12 protein-coding genes and 1 pseudogene are annotated in these 15,624 nt (G+C 56.9%); 9 read left to right on the forward strand and 4 right to left on the reverse strand.

The features are described from left to right. From DBR30_RS10280 to DBR30_RS10315, 9 genes are all read left to right on the forward strand, one after another. On the forward strand, nt 1–496 hold a 496-nt coding region (locus tag DBR30_RS10280; protein WP_181363538.1), incomplete at its 5' end, for a type VI secretion system domain-containing protein. A gap of 41 nt (nt 497–537) precedes the next feature. Beyond that, nucleotides 538–4,035, forward strand: a complete 3,498-nt coding sequence (tssM, locus tag DBR30_RS10285; RefSeq protein WP_108541712.1) for a type VI secretion system membrane subunit TssM — start codon at nt 538–540, stop codon at nt 4,033–4,035. Nucleotides 4,036–4,078: 43 nt separating this feature from the next. Then, nucleotides 4,079–5,506, forward strand: coding sequence for a VasL domain-containing protein (locus DBR30_RS10290; protein ID WP_069529829.1), 1,428 nt, complete (start codon nt 4,079–4,081; stop codon nt 5,504–5,506). A 305-nt stretch (nt 5,507–5,811) separates the two neighbouring features. After that, nucleotides 5,812–6,099, forward strand: a complete 288-nt coding sequence (locus tag DBR30_RS10295; RefSeq protein ID WP_108541713.1) for a type VI secretion system PAAR protein — start codon at nt 5,812–5,814, stop codon at nt 6,097–6,099. Between the two features lie 11 nt (nt 6,100–6,110). Continuing rightward, nucleotides 6,111–8,306 carry a type VI secretion system Vgr family protein gene (tssI, locus tag DBR30_RS10300; protein WP_108588334.1) on the forward strand — a complete coding sequence of 732 codons (2,196 nt, stop codon included), beginning with the start codon at nt 6,111–6,113 and terminating at the stop codon, nt 8,304–8,306. A gap of 1 nt (nt 8,307) precedes the next feature. Further along, nucleotides 8,308–9,627, forward strand: coding sequence for a hypothetical protein (locus DBR30_RS10305; RefSeq protein WP_108542686.1), 1,320 nt, complete (start codon nt 8,308–8,310; stop codon nt 9,625–9,627). Nucleotides 9,628–9,636: 9 nt separating this feature from the next. Next, the gene (locus DBR30_RS10310) at nt 9,637–10,629 is read left to right on the forward strand and encodes a PoNi-like cognate immunity protein (RefSeq protein WP_108542685.1); all 993 of its coding nucleotides are present in this window, start codon (nt 9,637–9,639) and stop codon (nt 10,627–10,629) included. Nucleotides 10,630–10,982: 353 nt separating this feature from the next. After that, on the forward strand, nt 10,983–11,159 hold the full coding sequence (locus DBR30_RS21220) for a hypothetical protein (RefSeq protein ID WP_181363539.1): 177 nt from the start codon (nt 10,983–10,985) through the stop codon (nt 11,157–11,159). A gap of 134 nt (nt 11,160–11,293) precedes the next feature. Continuing rightward, nucleotides 11,294–12,664, forward strand: a complete 1,371-nt coding sequence (locus tag DBR30_RS10315) for a tetratricopeptide repeat protein (RefSeq protein WP_108542684.1) — start codon at nt 11,294–11,296, stop codon at nt 12,662–12,664. Nucleotides 12,665–12,705: 41 nt separating this feature from the next. On the opposite strand, the gene DBR30_RS10320 is transcribed toward DBR30_RS10315, so the two are convergent. From DBR30_RS10320 to DBR30_RS10330, 4 genes and pseudogenes are all read right to left on the reverse strand, one after another. After that, nucleotides 12,706–13,278, reverse strand: coding sequence for a tyrosine-type recombinase/integrase (locus DBR30_RS10320; RefSeq protein ID WP_375135844.1), 573 nt, complete (start codon nt 13,276–13,278; stop codon nt 12,706–12,708). 75 nt (nt 13,279–13,353) lie between these two features. Further along, nucleotides 13,354–13,548: pseudogene (locus DBR30_RS22805) on the reverse strand (phage integrase central domain-containing protein); the annotation flags it as partial. Nucleotides 13,549–13,569: 21 nt separating this feature from the next. Next, nucleotides 13,570–14,732 (reverse strand): IS3 family transposase gene (locus DBR30_RS10325; RefSeq protein ID WP_108542683.1). Its coding sequence is split into 2 segments (ribosomal slippage): nt 13,570–14,477 and nt 14,477–14,732, totalling 1,164 coding nucleotides; the frame shifts between segments, so codons are not numbered across the junction. A 398-nt stretch (nt 14,733–15,130) separates the two neighbouring features. After that, nucleotides 15,131–15,624 (reverse strand): virulence factor (locus DBR30_RS10330; RefSeq protein WP_258224388.1); only part of this gene is annotated, 494 nt, incomplete at its 5' end.

The following is a 15,624-nucleotide window of genomic DNA, read 5'->3' on the forward strand; positions in this document are numbered from 1 at the left end:
CCCTTACTGGTTCGAGGGGCACAGGCTCTCGGCCGAGGTGGCCCAGAAGCTGGGATATGGGGTGGTGGCGCAGGCGATCATGGCGGAGCTGGATGCGTTTTTGCAGCGCCTGCCAGCGCTGCGGGATCTCACCTTCAGCGATGGTTCCCCGTTTCTCTCCCCCGAGTGCAGCCGCTGGTTGCAGCCTGCCAAGAGCAGTGGGGGCGGCAGCGGACAGGCCGAGCTGGCCGAGGAGGTCGCCTTGCGTCATGGGGAGAAGGGGATTGCCGCCGCGCTCGCCCTGCTTGATAAGCGGATGACACAGATGAAAGAGCCAAGAGCCCGCTTCCATGCCTTGCTGGTGCAGGCGGAGTTGTTGGAGCAGGAAGGCATGGAGGCGCTTGCGCGCCAGCAATATCAACACTTGTGGCAAGAGGCGGAGCGCCTTGGGTTGTCGCAGTGGGAGCCCGGGTTGGTCAGCCGCCTTGCCCCCTATGCCACCCATTTGCCGAAATAAGTGCCGAAATGAGTCATTGAGTCGGAGTTGGATCACATTTTATGTTCAAAACCATCTTTACCTTTCTGCGGCAACAGCTGCCGAAACTGAAACCCTCCTGGCCCCTGCTCGGTGTGGTGCTGTGGGTTGTCGCCCTGATCCTGGTGTGGTGGCTGGGGCCTCGCATCGAGATCCGTGATGCCAAGCCATTCGAGCCCTTGTGGGGGCGGGTGGTGTTTACCCTGCTCTGGCTCTGGTTACTGCTGGGGGTACTCTCCTGGCGGGTATGGCGCAAGATGAAGCAGCTCAAGGCCGAGCGCCAGCATGAGGTGCTGCTGGAACAGGATCCGGTCAAAGGGCTCATCGACAAACAGGCGTTGTTCCTCGAACGTTGGTTGCAAGCCTTGAATGAACACCTTGGCAAGGGGGCGCTCTACGCCATGCCCTGGTATCTGGTGCTGGGTCTGCCCGGCAGCGGCAAGAGCAGCCTGATCCACCGTGCCAATCCGGCCAATAAACTCAATCCCAGACTCGACACCGAACTGCGGGACGTGGCGCAAGGCCAGCTGGTCGATTGCTGGCTGGGGGAGCAAGCCGTGATGCTGGATCCGGCCGGTGCGCTGTTGTCACAAGCCGAGCCCGAGCTGGATCCGCAAGCTCGCAAGCATGAGCGACTCTGGTTGCATCTCCTGAACTGGCTCAACGAGCACCGTCGTCGTCAGCCCCTCAATGGTCTGGTACTGACCGTTGATTTGGCGTGGTTGTCTGCGGCCAGCGTGGCCGAGCGCAAGGCGTATGCCCAGCTGATGCGTGCCCGGTTGCAAGAGGTGTCGGCCACCATGAATACCCGGCTGCCGCTCTATGTCACCTTCACCAAACTCGACATGCTGCGCGGCTTTGATGTGGTCTATGAGCAGTTGGATAAAGAAGCCCGTGACGCCGTTCTGGGGGTAACCTTCAACCCCGGCAGCAGTCAGGGCAAATCCTGGCAGCAGGATCTGGCGCTGTTCTGGGATCAGTGGGTCGACAATCTCAACCGCAATCTGCCCGAGATGATGCTGGCCCGGCTCGATGCCGCCCAGCGCAACGCCCTCTTCTCGTTTGTCCGTCAATTGGCGGGTCTCAAGGATTATGTGACCAGCCTGCTCGATGAAACCCTGACCATTGAAGAGAGCAAACCACTGCTGGTGCGCGGCGTCTATATCAGCTCCGTTTATCAGCAAGGTGTCCCGTTCGATGCCTTTGCTCAGGCCGCTTCCCGGCGTTACAGCTTGCCCGAGCCGATTCACTCCGCCCTGCGCGGGGAGTCCAACACCTATTTTGTGCGCAAGTTGTTCTCTTCGATCATCTTCCCCGAGGCCCATCTGGCCGGAGAAAACCGGCTGCATACCCTCTATCGTCGTCGCCGGATGGCCATTGGCCTGAGTTGCCTGTCGCTCTTCTCGGCGGCCCTGATCGGTGGCTGGCACTACTTCTACCGGGTCAACGAGGAGGCGGGGCGCAATGTACTGACCAAGGCGCAAGCGTTCACCGAGACCAACGAGGTCGCTGATGAACATGCCTTCGGTGTCAGCCAGTTGCCACGTCTCAACCTTATTCGCGAGGCAACCCTCTCTTTTGGCAACTACCGCGAACGGATGCCGCTGGTGGCAGACCTTGGTCTCTATCAGGGGGATGAGATTGGCCCCTATGTGGAAGGTTCCTATCTGCAACTGCTGGGGCTGCGTTTCCTGCCTGCCCAGATGCAGGGGCTGCTGGAGGATCTCAACCGTGCACCGGCTGGCAGCGAGGAGAAGCTCTCCATCCTGCGGGTGATGCGGATGCTGGATGATGCCTCCGGTCGCAACAAGGAGCTGGTGGAGCAGTATATGGCCAGCCGCTGGCAGAAAGCGTTCCCGGGACAGGGGGCGGTCCAGGAGCAGTTGATGGGACATCTTGACTATGCCCTTGATCATACCGACTGGCATGGTGCTCGCGCCGCCCGGGATCAGGCCGCCATCACGGCATTTGTGCCATTCAAGGAGCCGGTGTATGGCGCCCAGCGTGAACTGGGCAAATTGCCCATGTATCAGCGGGTCTATCAGAATCTGGTGGTGAAGGCGGGTGATGTGTTGCCGCCGGATCTCAATGTCCGTGACGAGGTGGGCCCCACCTTCGACACCGTGTTTGCCCTGCGCAACGAGAGCGCTGGTCAGGTGCCGCGTTTGCTGACCTGGCCCGGGTTCAGTGATTTCTTCCTCAAACAGGACAAGGCGCTGATCGATCTCACCGCCATGGATGCCTGGGTGCTGGGCCAGCGCAAGCTGAGCCAGTTGAGCGAGGCGGATCGCAAGGAGATCACCCGTCAGGTCAACGATCGCTATGTCACCGATTACGTCAACCAGTGGCAAAAATTGCTGACTAATCTGGATGTGCAGACCCTTGCCAGCCCCGAGCAGGCGCTCGATGTGCTCTCGGCCATCACCGGCAACGACCAGCCATTCCAGCGGGTGCTCGCCGCGTTGGATGACAACACCCGCATTCGCAAGATCTCCGATGCGGAAGGAGATCCGGCGCAGGCGATCACCGCCCGGATCGGTCGCCCCTTTATGGCCACCAATGGCGTCTTGACTGGCCGTGGGGAACAGGGGCCGCTGATTTCGGAAGTGAACCAGAAGCTGATTGAGCTGCAGCACTATATGGAGTTAATCGTCAATGCCACCGAGCCGGGACAGTCAGCCCTCAAGGCGGTGCAACTGCGTTTGACCAACAAATACGCCGATCCGGTCTTTGCATTGCAGCAATATGCTCGTGGTCTGCCCGAGCCGCTCAATCGCTGGGTGGGTCAACTGGCGGATCAGAGTTCGCAACTGGTGATTGATCTGGCGATGTCATCCCTCAATCAGGAGTGGCAGGCGAAGGTGTTGGCACCGTTCAACAGCCAGCTGGCGGATCGCTATCCGTTCAACCCGGGCTCTGCCAAGGATGTACCGCTCTCCGAGATGGAGCGCTTCTTTGCCCCTGGTGGCACCCTGGACAGCTTCTATCAGGTCAACCTGAAACCCATGGTGGAGGGGGGCTTGATGGAGGGAGAACTGAGCTCACCCATTCAGGCCGAGCTTATCAAACAGCTGGATCGCGCTGCGCGGATCCGCCAGATCTTCTTCAGCCAGCAGGGCAATCTGGAGGTGCAATTTGCCCTCGAGCCCATCGAACTCACCGCCAACAAGCGGCGTAGTGTGCTCAACCTTGATGGCCAGTTGCTGGAGTATGCCCACGGCCGTCGCAACAAGATCCCGCTGGTGTGGCCAAACACCATGCGCGACGGGGCTGAAAGCAAGATCACCCTGGTACCGGCTGCCCGCGAACGTTCACCGCGCAGCGAGGGCTTTGTCGGTCCCTGGGCCATGTTCCGCCTGATGGACAAGGGGGAGCTGACTCAGGTCAACGAGGCCACCTTTGATGTGCGCTTCCCGGTGGATCAGGGTGCCATGACCTATCGGGTCTATACCGACAGCGCCCAGAACCCTTTCACCGGCGGCCTGTTCAGCCAGTTCAGCTTGCCTGAATCCCTCTATTAATCATGTTGGGGGGCGCCATGCCCCCCGCATTTTGGAATCCGATATGTCACAGAATCAACAAGGCCAGCAGGCATTGAAAGTGGGGCGTGACCCCAGAATGTTGCCGGAGTACGAGGCGCTGCGCGCCGAGATCAACAAGCTCAGCCACGCCTCCCGCCCCGAGGTGGATTGGGTCAGGATCCATCAGCTTGCCAGTCAAATCTTTGAAAAGCACGGGGTGGATCTGCAAACCGCCATCTACTTCACTCTGGCGCGCTCCCGCATTCAGGGGCTGAGCGGCTTTACCGAAGGGTGCGAGTTTCTCGCCAACCTCATCGTCACCCAGTGGGAGAGTTTCTGGCCACCGGTGCATCAGGAGCGGGCCCGCATCGAGATGCTCGACTGGTTTATCGCCCGCATCAGCGACGTGATCCGCCAGTACCAGATCAGCCACGAGGACAAGCGGTTGATCTACCGCTGCGAGCGGGCGCTGCAACTCATCAGCGAGAAACTGCACAACGCCGGTTTGAGCCGCATCCCCCGGGTCGAGAATCTGGTGCACTTTATCGAGGGTTACACCCATCTGTTTGACGAGACCGAGATCGTCATCGTCTCTGATGAGCCGGGCCTCAAGGATGAGCTGCAGATCCCGCCGATGGTCTTCTTCAAATCCGACATGGAGAGCGACCATGGCGCCTCTGTCGGGGCAACCCCGCACCTGCCTCAGGGCAGTATCCTGGTGGGGCGCGAGAAGGGGCAGATGAAGCCGACCGTGCTCAAGATTGAGCAGCACCGCAAACAGCGGCCGGCCTGGTTCTGGTTTGGCTGTGGCCTGCTCACCTGCGCCTTGCCCATGATGGGATGGCTTGGCTGGCAACATCAGCAGCAGGAGAAGGTCATCGCGGCGCAACGGTTGCAACAACCCGCTGCAGCGTTACCGCAGGCCCTGAGTTATGACGACATTCGGCAGGCGCGCATCGTGTTGGGGGAGCAGACCCTGCAGGGGATGGAGAGCGAGCTGGTGTCGCGTTATCAGGCCCAGCTGGACCGGCTGGAGCAGACCTCTCCCCTCTACTGGTACCGCTATGGCGAGGGGCTGCGCAATTCGCTGCAGATGCTCTATCCCGACTCGCTGGCGGTCAAGGCGCTGGACAAGCAGTGGCAGACCGCGCTGGCCGGCCAGCAAGGGGATCTCAACCGGGTGCCGACCTATCTGGAGGCGCGCGCCGGGGTCGATGCCCTGATCGATCAGCTGCTGGAGCTGGAGCGTCAGCGCAAGACGGTCACGATTTCCTACCTCAAGTCTCAGCTCTACGAGGTACAGAAGAACCTGATGCAGGAGATCCCGTTCAGCTTGCGCCTGAGCGAACTGGAGGCGCGAAAAGCGTCGCAGGAGCCTATTACGGCTGCCGAGCTGAAAGGGATAGAGAGTGACTTGAAAGCACTCAACATCCGGCTTTACCAACTGCAACAGGGACTATCCGGTAGCTGATTGCTCTGTTATGCGCAACCTTTTGCGCATATTCCAGAGAGTTGCACTTCAGATGCAATGTTTGGTAGGGGGATTGCCCAGTTTGCGCAACCTCTTGCGAATGGATAACCCTATCATCTATCGAAAGAAGTTAACCATTTGATTTTATTTGGCTAATTTCGCCAGCGCTGAATGGCATAGCCTGTGCTGCGGCCTGTTCTGTTTATCCGCTGTTTATCAAAATCGCCTGTGCCTGGTGCGTTCCACCGGGCACAGGGGCAGAGGGATGATGTCTGTGCGTCTCCCCGCTCATATGGAGAATGACTATGTGCCCCGCTATCGCACTGCTCGGTGACATCGGCACCGACCACGATGGCTTCCCACCGACCCCGGTGATAGCTGCCAGTCCCGACGTGTTCCTCGATGGTAAGCCTGTGGCTCGTCAATGTGATCCACTGGCGCCCCATGACAAGCCCAACAACCCGCCGCACCCACGGGCCATTGCCGGTGGTGTTGGCTCTGTGCTGGTGAATGGCAAACCCATCGCCGTCACCGGCACGGCAGTGGATTGTGGTGGCGTGGTGATTGGTTCCGGTAGCGGACAGGCAGGATAAGGAACAGAGTCATGGCGCAAAGCACAGGATTACAATTTACGGTCAAGGTGGGGGCGTTGCCCGAGAGCACCTTCGTGGTGACCAGTTTCCAGCTGGATGAGGGGCTGAACCGGCCGTTCAATCTGCAGCTGGAGGTGGCCAGCCAGCAACCGGACATCGATTTTGGCGCCGTGCTGGACCAGCAGTGCGAGCTGATGGTGTGGTACAACGGCGAGCTGCAACGCCGCGTATGCGGGGTAGTGAGCGAGTTTGCCCAAGGTGACAGCGGCTTTCGCCGTACCCGCTATCAGCTGCAAGTCAAACCTGCCCTGTGGCGATTGGGGCTGCGCCAGAACTCCCGCATCTTTCAGGCGCAAAAGCCGGATGAAATCCTCAGTATCTTGCTGCAAGAGCACGGCATCACCGACTACGCCTTTGCCCTGAAAAACGAGCACGCCCAGCGGGAATACTGCGTGCAGTACCGCGAGACCGACCTCGACTTCCTCAATCGCCTCGCAGCCGAAGAGGGGCTGTTCTACTTCCACGAGTTTGAAGCAGGCAAGCAGCGCATCGTCTTTGCTGACGATGCGGCAGCCCTGACTGCCGGCCCCGAGCTCTTCTTCAACCTCGGCAACCGTTCGCTGGAACAAGGGCCCTATGTGCGCCAGTTCCACTACCGCGAGGCGGTGCGACCAAGCGATGTGGAGCTAAAAGACTACAGCTTCAAGACTCCGGCCTATGGCCTCTCCCACAAAAAGCAGGGGAGTGAGCTTGAGCATCAACGGGATACCTACCAGCACTTCGACTACCCGGGCCGCTACAAGCAGGACCCGAGTGGCAAGGCGTTTGCACAACACCGGCTCGATGCGCTGCGCAATGACGCGGTGGCGGGTAGCGGCAAATCCAACAGCGCCGCCCTGCTGCCGGGTCAGCACTTCTCACTCACCGAACACCCCAATGGCAGCCTTAACACCGACTGGCAAATCGTCCATATCCGCCACACAGGTGAACAACCGCAAGCGCTGGAAGAGGAGGGCGGCAGCGGCCCGACCGTCTACTACAACGAATTTGGCGTAATGAAAGCGAACACCACCTGGCGCGCCCGTATCGGCAGCCCCGAGGCACCCCACAAGCCGATGGTGGATGGCCCGCAAATCGCCATGGTGGTGGGTCCCGAGGGGGAGGAGATTTACTGCGACGAGCATGGCAGGGTGAAGCTGCAATTCCCGTGGGACCGTTACGGCAGCTCTAATGACCAGAGCTCCTGCTGGGTGCGGGTATCCCAAGGATGGGCTGGCGGCCAGTACGGCATGATGGCCATCCCGCGCATCGGCCACGAGGTCATCGTGAGCTTTCTGGAAGGGGACCCCGACCAGCCTATAGTCACCGGTCGCACCTACCACGCCACCAACCGGCCACCGTATGAGTTGCCCGCCAACAAGACTCGTACCGTGCTGCGCACCGAAACCCACCAGGGTGAGGGCTTCAACGAACTTCGTTTTGAAGACCAGGCTGGGCAGGAAGAGATTTATATCCACGGTCAGAAAGACCTGAATGTGCTGATTGAAAACGATGCGGCGTGGCACATCAAGCATGACGAGCATCGTGACATCGACAACGAGCGGGTCACCCGCATCAAGGCCAATGACCACCTGACGGTAGAGGGCGAGAAGCGAGACCACATCAAGACGGACTATTCGCTGACGGTGGATGCCTCCATGCACCAAAAACTGGGACAAAGTTGGCTCACCCAGGCCGGGCAGGAGGTGCACATCAAGGCCGGCGCCAAGGTGGTACTGGAGGCGGGATCTGAAATTACCGTCAAGGTGGGCGGCTGCTTTATCAAGGTGGATGGTGGTGGCGTCACACTGGTTGGCCCTACGATCAAGATGAACTCGGGCGGCAATGCAGGCGCTGGATCCGGTTGGGCTGGCAAGGCACCCAAGAGCATGGAGGGTATGCTGGACAGCCCTCACACACGCTGGATGAAGTTTTATCACCTCGACTCCGAGCTGATGCCGCTGGCTGGCACCCCCTACAAGGCTGTATTGAGCGATGGTTCTGTGCGCGAAGGCACGCTGGATGGTGAGGGCATGGCATTGCTCGAGGATGTACCTGCTGGCACCGCTTCAGTGACCTATAACCTACAGGACAATTTTGTCGATCTGCCCCGTGAACCCATCTCGGCTCTCACCGGCCATCTCGACAGTCTGAGCGACGAGGACTGATATGTTCGGTAACGATCTGTTTGAGCAGCTTTATGACCACCTGGATAAGGCGGTGTCTGGCGGTGCGGCCTATGTCAAGCAAAGTGCAGAGGCGGTAAAGAAGGGTGTTGCTTCCAGCCTGCAGTGGATCTGGGAGGCCCTGCAGGGTGACTTCAACCCCAATCAAAGTGCAGGACAAATCGCCGCCAATGCGGTGCTGGGTCTTATTCCGGTAGTCGATCAGGTGCTGGATTGCCGCGATCTGATTGCCAATGCCCGGGATATTTCCCGTGATCCCAAGCAGCCGGATAAGTGGGTTTTCCTCAGCTTTACCTTGATTGGTCTAATCCCGTCGCTAGGTTCAGCCCTCAAGGGTGTGTTGAAAATCATCTTCCTGTTTGTCCGCAAGGCAGGTGGGGATGCCACCAAGGCGATCAAACCCGCAATGGCGCCGGTGCTGACGTTTCTCAGTGATCCCAAGGTCAAGAAAGTGCTGGGTATCTCGCGTCTCGACAAGGTGCTGAAAGAATTTGCCGGCCAGATCCGTGGGCTGAGGGGACAGATTTCCGTCAGCGTGCTGCTGGGTTATCTGAACGATGCCGTCAGCACGCTGACTAGCTTGATCGGCAAGATAAAAGGACTAGCCCCTGCATCGGTCAGGTTGTGGCTTGAGCAATCCCAACGTATGGTGCTGCAGATGCAATCACAGGCCACCCAGATGCTGCCTGATGCCATGGGGCCCGTGCTCAAATCCCTTGATGAGATTGCCGAAGGATTGGAAAAAGAGGCGGTCAAGCATGCCCCAGGTTTTAAAGCAGTTCCCAGTGGCACAGTAGTCCATTCGCTGCCGGAAGAGGTTGCCAAGGTAGATGTCAAAATCTTGAGTCGAACCAAGAAAGGTCTATATGGCGAGATCATCAGCGATAACTGGATGGAAAATCACCAGTTTGAGAACCTGTTGCCTGAACATCGCCAGGTGCGTAGCCTAAGTGACAAGCCCAGAGGGCGGGGCATCGATGGTATCTACAAGAACAGCAATCCTCCGCCTCCCTACGTAGTGACCGAGACCAAGTTTCGGACGGCAGGGGGGGAGTATATCGACGGGGATGGCACCAAGAGCACCCAATTGTTGTCGATGACCAAGGGGTCGGGCAAGCAGATGAGTGGTGCATGGATCGAAGATCGTTTACCTAAAGAGATTACAGATAAAAAAATATTAAAAGACATTGAAAATGAAGGTTATGACGCTTGGTTAATGATTGTCGATGAGTCGGGTAAAGTGATTCAGATAACCAAGTTAGATAAATTCGCCAATGCTGTAGGTACTATATCGGTCAAGTAGGAGTAAAGCATGAGTTCGTTTATTGAACAGCGTCGAGATCCACTATTATCTGAAGCATTATTTTTAGAACAGATAGAGGATTATAAAGAGTCATCATATTTCGATGAGAGCTGGTGGAATAAGATAAACAATCCATCGCACGAACGCTGGAGTGATCCACATAGACGTCCAACACGTTCTATGGCTAGTGGTAAAATGTTTAGAGATAATTTTAAACATACCATTCTTGTATATTCTGGAGGTAAATCTCATCAAGAGGTGATCGCTCAGCTGCAAGTCGCCAATAAAGAGTTTCTGCGCCATAAAAAAGAGTTTCCTGACGATCAATTCTATTACTGGGAGCAAGATGCCTATCAATATCTGCTCTGGATGTTCTCATTAAGCATCCTCTATGGCCAGGATGAGATATTGCCCGAGTTGGTGCGTTATATCAGTAAGAATCCGGAAGGGGACGATGACCCGTTCTGGAGCGTACTGTTGGCCCGCTTGGGCTACCCTGGTTTCCCCCGAGGTCCAGAATCCTATATTCCCGAGGTGTATCGCCCGCTGTTTGATGCCATCAAAGGCGATGGTGTGACCCCCACCAAGGCCGAGCGGCAGGCGAGCATCGAGCAGTATCTCAAGGGGTGGTACAAGGGGTGCAAAGAGTGCTTCTGGTATGACTGGCACAAGGCAAAACACGCCATCTATTTTGGCTATTGGGCCTTCGAAGCGGCGCTGGTCACCCTGCTTTATGATCTGGATGACAGCAGTTATCGGGATATGCGCTACTACCCCAAGGATCTGGTCGATTATGCCAGAGCCAATGGCGTTGAAGAGAAATGGCAGGCATTGCGAGTAGCACAACATCCTATTGCCATGCCGGGTTCAGTGGTGGAGCAAGATGGCAACTGGTGCTGCAATCTGACCGATGATCAGTGGCAGCTTCGCAAAGGGCAACGCTTACCTTCCCAAACCCATGTCAACAAGGATGACATGTTGTTCTGGATTAAGGAGTCATAACCCCTGTGCGTTCATGGGGGGCATGAGCAGGTAATAATTTTTATGTCTTGTGGAACCTGCCAGTGGGGGTTATGCGGAGGTGTATCTTGATAACCCTCGTGTGATTTCTTAAGTGTGCTGTTAACAAGGGGGTTAGCGAAATAGGCTCCTATTAATCCTAAGAGGGAGGATCCACTGGAAAGTCAATATCAGAGCCGCTGGGATGGGTTGTATACACAATTTAGTAATGCTTATCAGCCCCCTACCCCAAGTGGTATGGCTTGGGCTCCAATCATGGACGCTTATCGCGCAGTTCAGCCCAAAACGGATACCGATCCGGTCAATTGATTTGGATTGCGGTTTAAGAGGTATCAATGAAGCAGTACCAAAACTGGCTGGCCCAGTATCTGATTTGCCGTCGTGATAACGACCATGCCATGGCCGCAGAATTAGCCGAGAGCATCTGTGCTTTCTGGCTGGCCAGGAGCGATAAGGCTGAGCATACCAAGTGGCAGAAGGTCTATCAGGATCATCTGCAACAGGCCACCTGACAGGCAAGGCTCATGGCCAGGGAAGGCGCCGCATCAGCTTTGTGCCCGTCAGGTGGCTGCGTAGCATAACGGATCAGCCAGAAAGACAGCAGTGCCTCACCCGTCACTTTTTCACTCTAAGAAGAATTTTCTCCATGACACACCGAGCCTTATGGTTGGCACTGACCGCCAGCATCTTAACCGCCTGTTCTGCCACAGCCCCACGTACTGATGCCGAGTTATCCCAAGCCGCAAAGCAGGGGGATGGCCGCGCCCAATATGAGCTGGCCAAACGTCTGGCGAGCCAGCCTAATTACCCCAACGCCATGCACTGGATGCAACAGGCCGCCGAGCAGTCGGGACCTTTGGCCGCCGATCAGCAGATCCGTGCTAATGCAGCGTGGCAAGTGGGTGACTGGTATCAGGCTGGGCTCGGTGAGCCAAAGAATCCTGCACTTGCTGCTCAGTGGTGGCAGCGCTCTGCTCGCCTTGGCAACACCCATGCCAGCTATCGGTTGGGATTGATGTGCCAGGAGCAGCATCAGGGCAAGTTGGTCAGTGAATGCCTCGACTGGTTCGAGAAAGCCGCCAAACAGGATCATGCAGAGGCGCAATTGATCCTTGGGCAGTGGTATGCCAAGCAGCAGGGGGCGGATGAGGATGCCGTCAAATGGTTGGAAAAAGCGGCAGAGCTGGGCAATCGAGACGCTCAGTACCAGCTGGGCAAGCGCTATGAGCAGGGGAGAGGGGTGAGCAAACGCCAGGATATTGCCCAGCGCTGGTTTGAGAAGGCTGCCGCCCAGCAGCAGCCGGATGCTTTGCTACAGCAAGCCAGACAGGCCGCCCCTATCTATGCGTTCGCCGCCTATCAACGGGCGGCCAATGCCGGTTCTGCTGACGCCGAACTCTGGCTTGGCAAGGCTTATCTGGCCGGGGAGTGGGTATCTGCAGACCCTGCTTTGGGTCGCTACTGGCTGGAGCTGGCCGCCGCACACGGTTCCCATGAGGCCGAATATCAATTGAGTTTGCAGCAGGTAGACCGGGAGCAGCAGATCCACTGGTTAACGCGTGCTGCTGACGGTGGCGTGACCAAGGCATGGTTCGATCTGGCAGTACTACAGCAGGGGCAAGGTGAACTGGAGCAGGCCAGAACTAGCTATGCCAAGGCCGCTCGGCAAGGGAATAGGGCTGCACTCTATGCCTATGGTGAAATGCTGCGTTTGGGGCAAGGGGGCAAAGAAGATTACGCGTTGGCACTCAAGCAGTATCGCCAGGCGGCCCAACAAGGTGATCGTATGGCGCAATACCGGATGGGAACCATGCGTGAAGAGGGACTGGGGGCTCCGCGCAACCGGGTACATGCCTATGCCTGGTTATCTATGGCGGCAACAGAAGGGATGCCAGAAGCCGTGCAGGCTCGTGATGAGCTGGAAGCAGCGATGACCAAGCCGGAAGTCAAACAAGCGCAGAAACTCTCTGAGTACTGGTTTGGCAAGATGTCATCGCCCGCCAAGAAAAAAAGCTAAAAAAGAACATAGAAGAAAGCGGCCATTTGGCCGCTTTCTTCTTATTTAGTTGGCAAATAACCTGCCACAAACTCAGCCCACGCATCCATCATAGGACGCCGCTGATCGAGCAAATCAGTGCGGTGGTATGCCGCCTCTACTTTGTTTTGTACTGTGTGAGCTAACGCTCGTTCAGCAAGATCCCGCGCATAGCCCTGCTCGCTGCACCAGTCCCGAAAGCTGGAACGAAAGCCATGTGCTGTTGCCAGACGGCCAGGAGTAGAGCTTGGCGCTTTTACCCGTCGTAAAAATGTTGTTAGTACCATATCTGATAGGGGGACCTGATCGCGTGGTGAAGGGAAGACCAATTCATCATGCAACCCCTGCAATCCCATCAGGATCTCAACAGCACGAAGAGATAACGGGACGCGATGCATATGTTTGGCCTTCATGCGTTCTGCTGGCAAGGTCCAGATCTTTGCTTCCAGATCTACCTCTGACCATTTCATGGCTCTCACTTCACCTGAGCGGCAAGCCGTCAGGATCAAGAACTCCAGCATTAAACGAGTTACATCATAACGCTGTGTCGTCCTCAGATGCTGCTGAACAAAGGCAGGAATATCACGCCAGGGCATAGCTGGTTGATGCTCTGTACGCACGGCTTTACTGGGTTGTAGCGGGAGCAAGTGATTTACGACATCGACCGGGTTTGCTTGGCAGTGACCGTGCGCCCAGCCCCAAGCCATGACCGCATGAAGCCGTTGTTTCACACGGCAGGCAGTTTCTGGGATCTCTAACCAGATCGGCATTAAGACCTCGGCTATCTGTGCAGGAGTAATGGCAGAAATGGAGTACTGGCCAATCATGGGGAATGCATACAGCTCGAGCGTCGAGAGCCACTGTTTGCCGTGTTTGGGGTGTAGTGGTCAACTAAATCCGGACACTTGGTTAGGCCGTTCTTCGGCTTTTGCTGGCGGTATCCCGTCATTGTGTTGATGCGGACGCCGCCAGTTGTAGTAATCCATCAGGTAGTAACTGATATCCCGCTTCGCCTCTCGCAAGCTCATATATCCCATAGCCGGGAGCCACTCTGACTTCAGGCTTCTGAACAACCGTTCCATCGGGGCGTTATCCCAGCAGTTGCCACGCCGACTCATGCTCTGGGTCATGCGATAGCGCCACAGTCGTTGCCGAAATGCCCGACTGCCATATTGGCTGCCCTGGTCAGAGTGAAATAGCACGCCGGATGGGCAACCCCGCTGCTGATAGGCCATCTCCAGTGCTTTGATGGCCAATTCTGCATCAGGTTTATCAGACATCGCCCATCCCACGACCCGCCGGGTATGCAGGTCAAGAACCGCTGCCAGGTAATACCAACGACCACCTGCCCAGACGTAGGTGATATCGCCACACCACACCTGATTGGGTGGCTGGACATCAAATTCGCGGGCCAGCAGATTGGGAATGTCCGGTCGTTCAGGCCGTGCCACCTGATAGCGGTGTGCGCCCGGCTGTTTGGATACCAGCCCGGCCTCCTTCATCAGGTTACGTACTTTGCATCGGCCAATCTGATACCCCAACTCTCGCATCATCGACATCAAGGCGCGGCTGCCAGCCGAATCCCTGCTCTCTTTGAACAAACGGCGCAACTCAGAGCGCTGCTGCATGCGCTCACGGTTAATCGTCCGCCTGCGAGCCAGATAATCGTAAAAACAGGAGGTAGGAACATCGAAGGCGCAGCAGACCAGGGTGATGGGGGCTTGCTCCCTTAATCGGTCTATCAGCGCGTATGTGTGAACTCGTCCGCCATCAAGAGAGCAGTAGCCTTTTTTAGAATGTCCTTTTCACGTTCGAGTCGGTTGATACGGGCTTCCAGCTCTTGGATTTTCTGCTGTTCCGAGGTCAGTGCTTTACTAATCGGGGTTGTGCCGCAGCGTTCGGATTGGAGCTGCTGAACCCAGCGGCGCAGTACGGTTTCACCGACATCCAGTGAACGGCTGGCTTCAGGGACAGAATATCCCAGGTCGAGCACCAGGGATGCGGCTTCGAGTTTGAATTCGGCAGTAAATGAGCGACGTAATCTTGTCATTGAACACCTCAGGTCATGGTGGCGACTGTACCACCTAAAATGGTGTCCGGGATGATTAGACCACTGCAGTTTTGGCTGGACTTGATTCAGGCTGTCTCCCTCACCGCCACATTGCAAAGCCCTGATGGAAACATCAGGGCTTTTGTTTTATGGCGCAATCCCGAGCGGTTGTCAGCATAGGACTGCAAATCTTCGTTCTTGATAGCGCATCTGGCTGAACCGCTTGGGCAATCGCAGTGAAAAGCCTCGGTGACTTTGATGCTACGGCCAATCCATTGGTCGATCCTTTTAAAGTTTCCACCCGATTCAGTACAAGGGCCTCTCGCAAGAGAGGCCCTTTTCATTGCTCGCTGATTTGCCCTGCTCGGTACTTAAAAGGCATTCCGTGGTGATACGGGTTAATGCTCCACAGTCAGCGGATCTGGGGGCAGGTTCAGATGCTTGGTAATGGCCTGATAGAGCTGGGGGTAGTTATCGTCAAAATGATGTCCTCCCGGCAGGGTGATGCTGGTGACGTTAGGTTGGTTGAGACGGGGGCAGAGGCGGTCGTCATCATCATCATCGGCACCTTGCAGGCAGAGCATCGGCAGATCGCGGATGGTCTTCACCTGCGGCTCGGTCGGATAGCTGCGCGCCTTGTGGGTCAGCATGTCGCTAACGTGGATCTCGAAATCCGAGCTGGTGGAGGGGGAGAGCATCACGGCCCCGACCAGTCCCTGACGATAGTGCTCCGGTAACCGGTTGATGACGAAGGGGACAATCTCGGCACCAAACGAGAAGCCGACCAGCAGCCAGCGGGAGCGCTGCCAGCGAGTCTGGTAATCATCGAGGATCCGCTCCAGATCGGCGGTCACCTGCTCCGGGGTTTTCTTCTTCCAGTAGTAGGTGAGGG

This window comes from Aeromonas sp. HMWF017 (genome assembly GCF_003061465.1).
Taxonomy (GTDB): Bacteria; Pseudomonadota; Gammaproteobacteria; order Enterobacterales; family Aeromonadaceae; genus Aeromonas; species Aeromonas veronii.

What these genes read in the sequence shown, in the direction of transcription:
- tssM (WP_108541712.1), top strand. Translation starts at nt 538, where the DNA reads ATGTTCAAAACCATCTTTACCTTTCTGCGGCAACAGCTGCCGAAACTG.
- DBR30_RS10290 (WP_069529829.1), top strand. Translation starts at nt 4,079, where the DNA reads ATGTCACAGAATCAACAAGGCCAGCAGGCATTGAAAGTGGGGCGTGAC.
- DBR30_RS10295 (WP_108541713.1), top strand. Translation starts at nt 5,812, where the DNA reads ATGTGCCCCGCTATCGCACTGCTCGGTGACATCGGCACCGACCACGAT.
- tssI (WP_108588334.1), top strand. Translation starts at nt 6,111, where the DNA reads ATGGCGCAAAGCACAGGATTACAATTTACGGTCAAGGTGGGGGCGTTG.
- DBR30_RS10305 (WP_108542686.1), top strand. Translation starts at nt 8,308, where the DNA reads ATGTTCGGTAACGATCTGTTTGAGCAGCTTTATGACCACCTGGATAAG.
- DBR30_RS10310 (WP_108542685.1), top strand. Translation starts at nt 9,637, where the DNA reads ATGAGTTCGTTTATTGAACAGCGTCGAGATCCACTATTATCTGAAGCA.
- DBR30_RS21220 (WP_181363539.1), top strand. Translation starts at nt 10,983, where the DNA reads ATGAAGCAGTACCAAAACTGGCTGGCCCAGTATCTGATTTGCCGTCGT.
- DBR30_RS10315 (WP_108542684.1), top strand. Translation starts at nt 11,294, where the DNA reads ATGACACACCGAGCCTTATGGTTGGCACTGACCGCCAGCATCTTAACC.
- DBR30_RS10320 (WP_375135844.1), bottom strand. Translation starts at nt 13,278, where the DNA reads ATGCCCTGGCGTGATATTCCTGCCTTTGTTCAGCAGCATCTGAGGACG.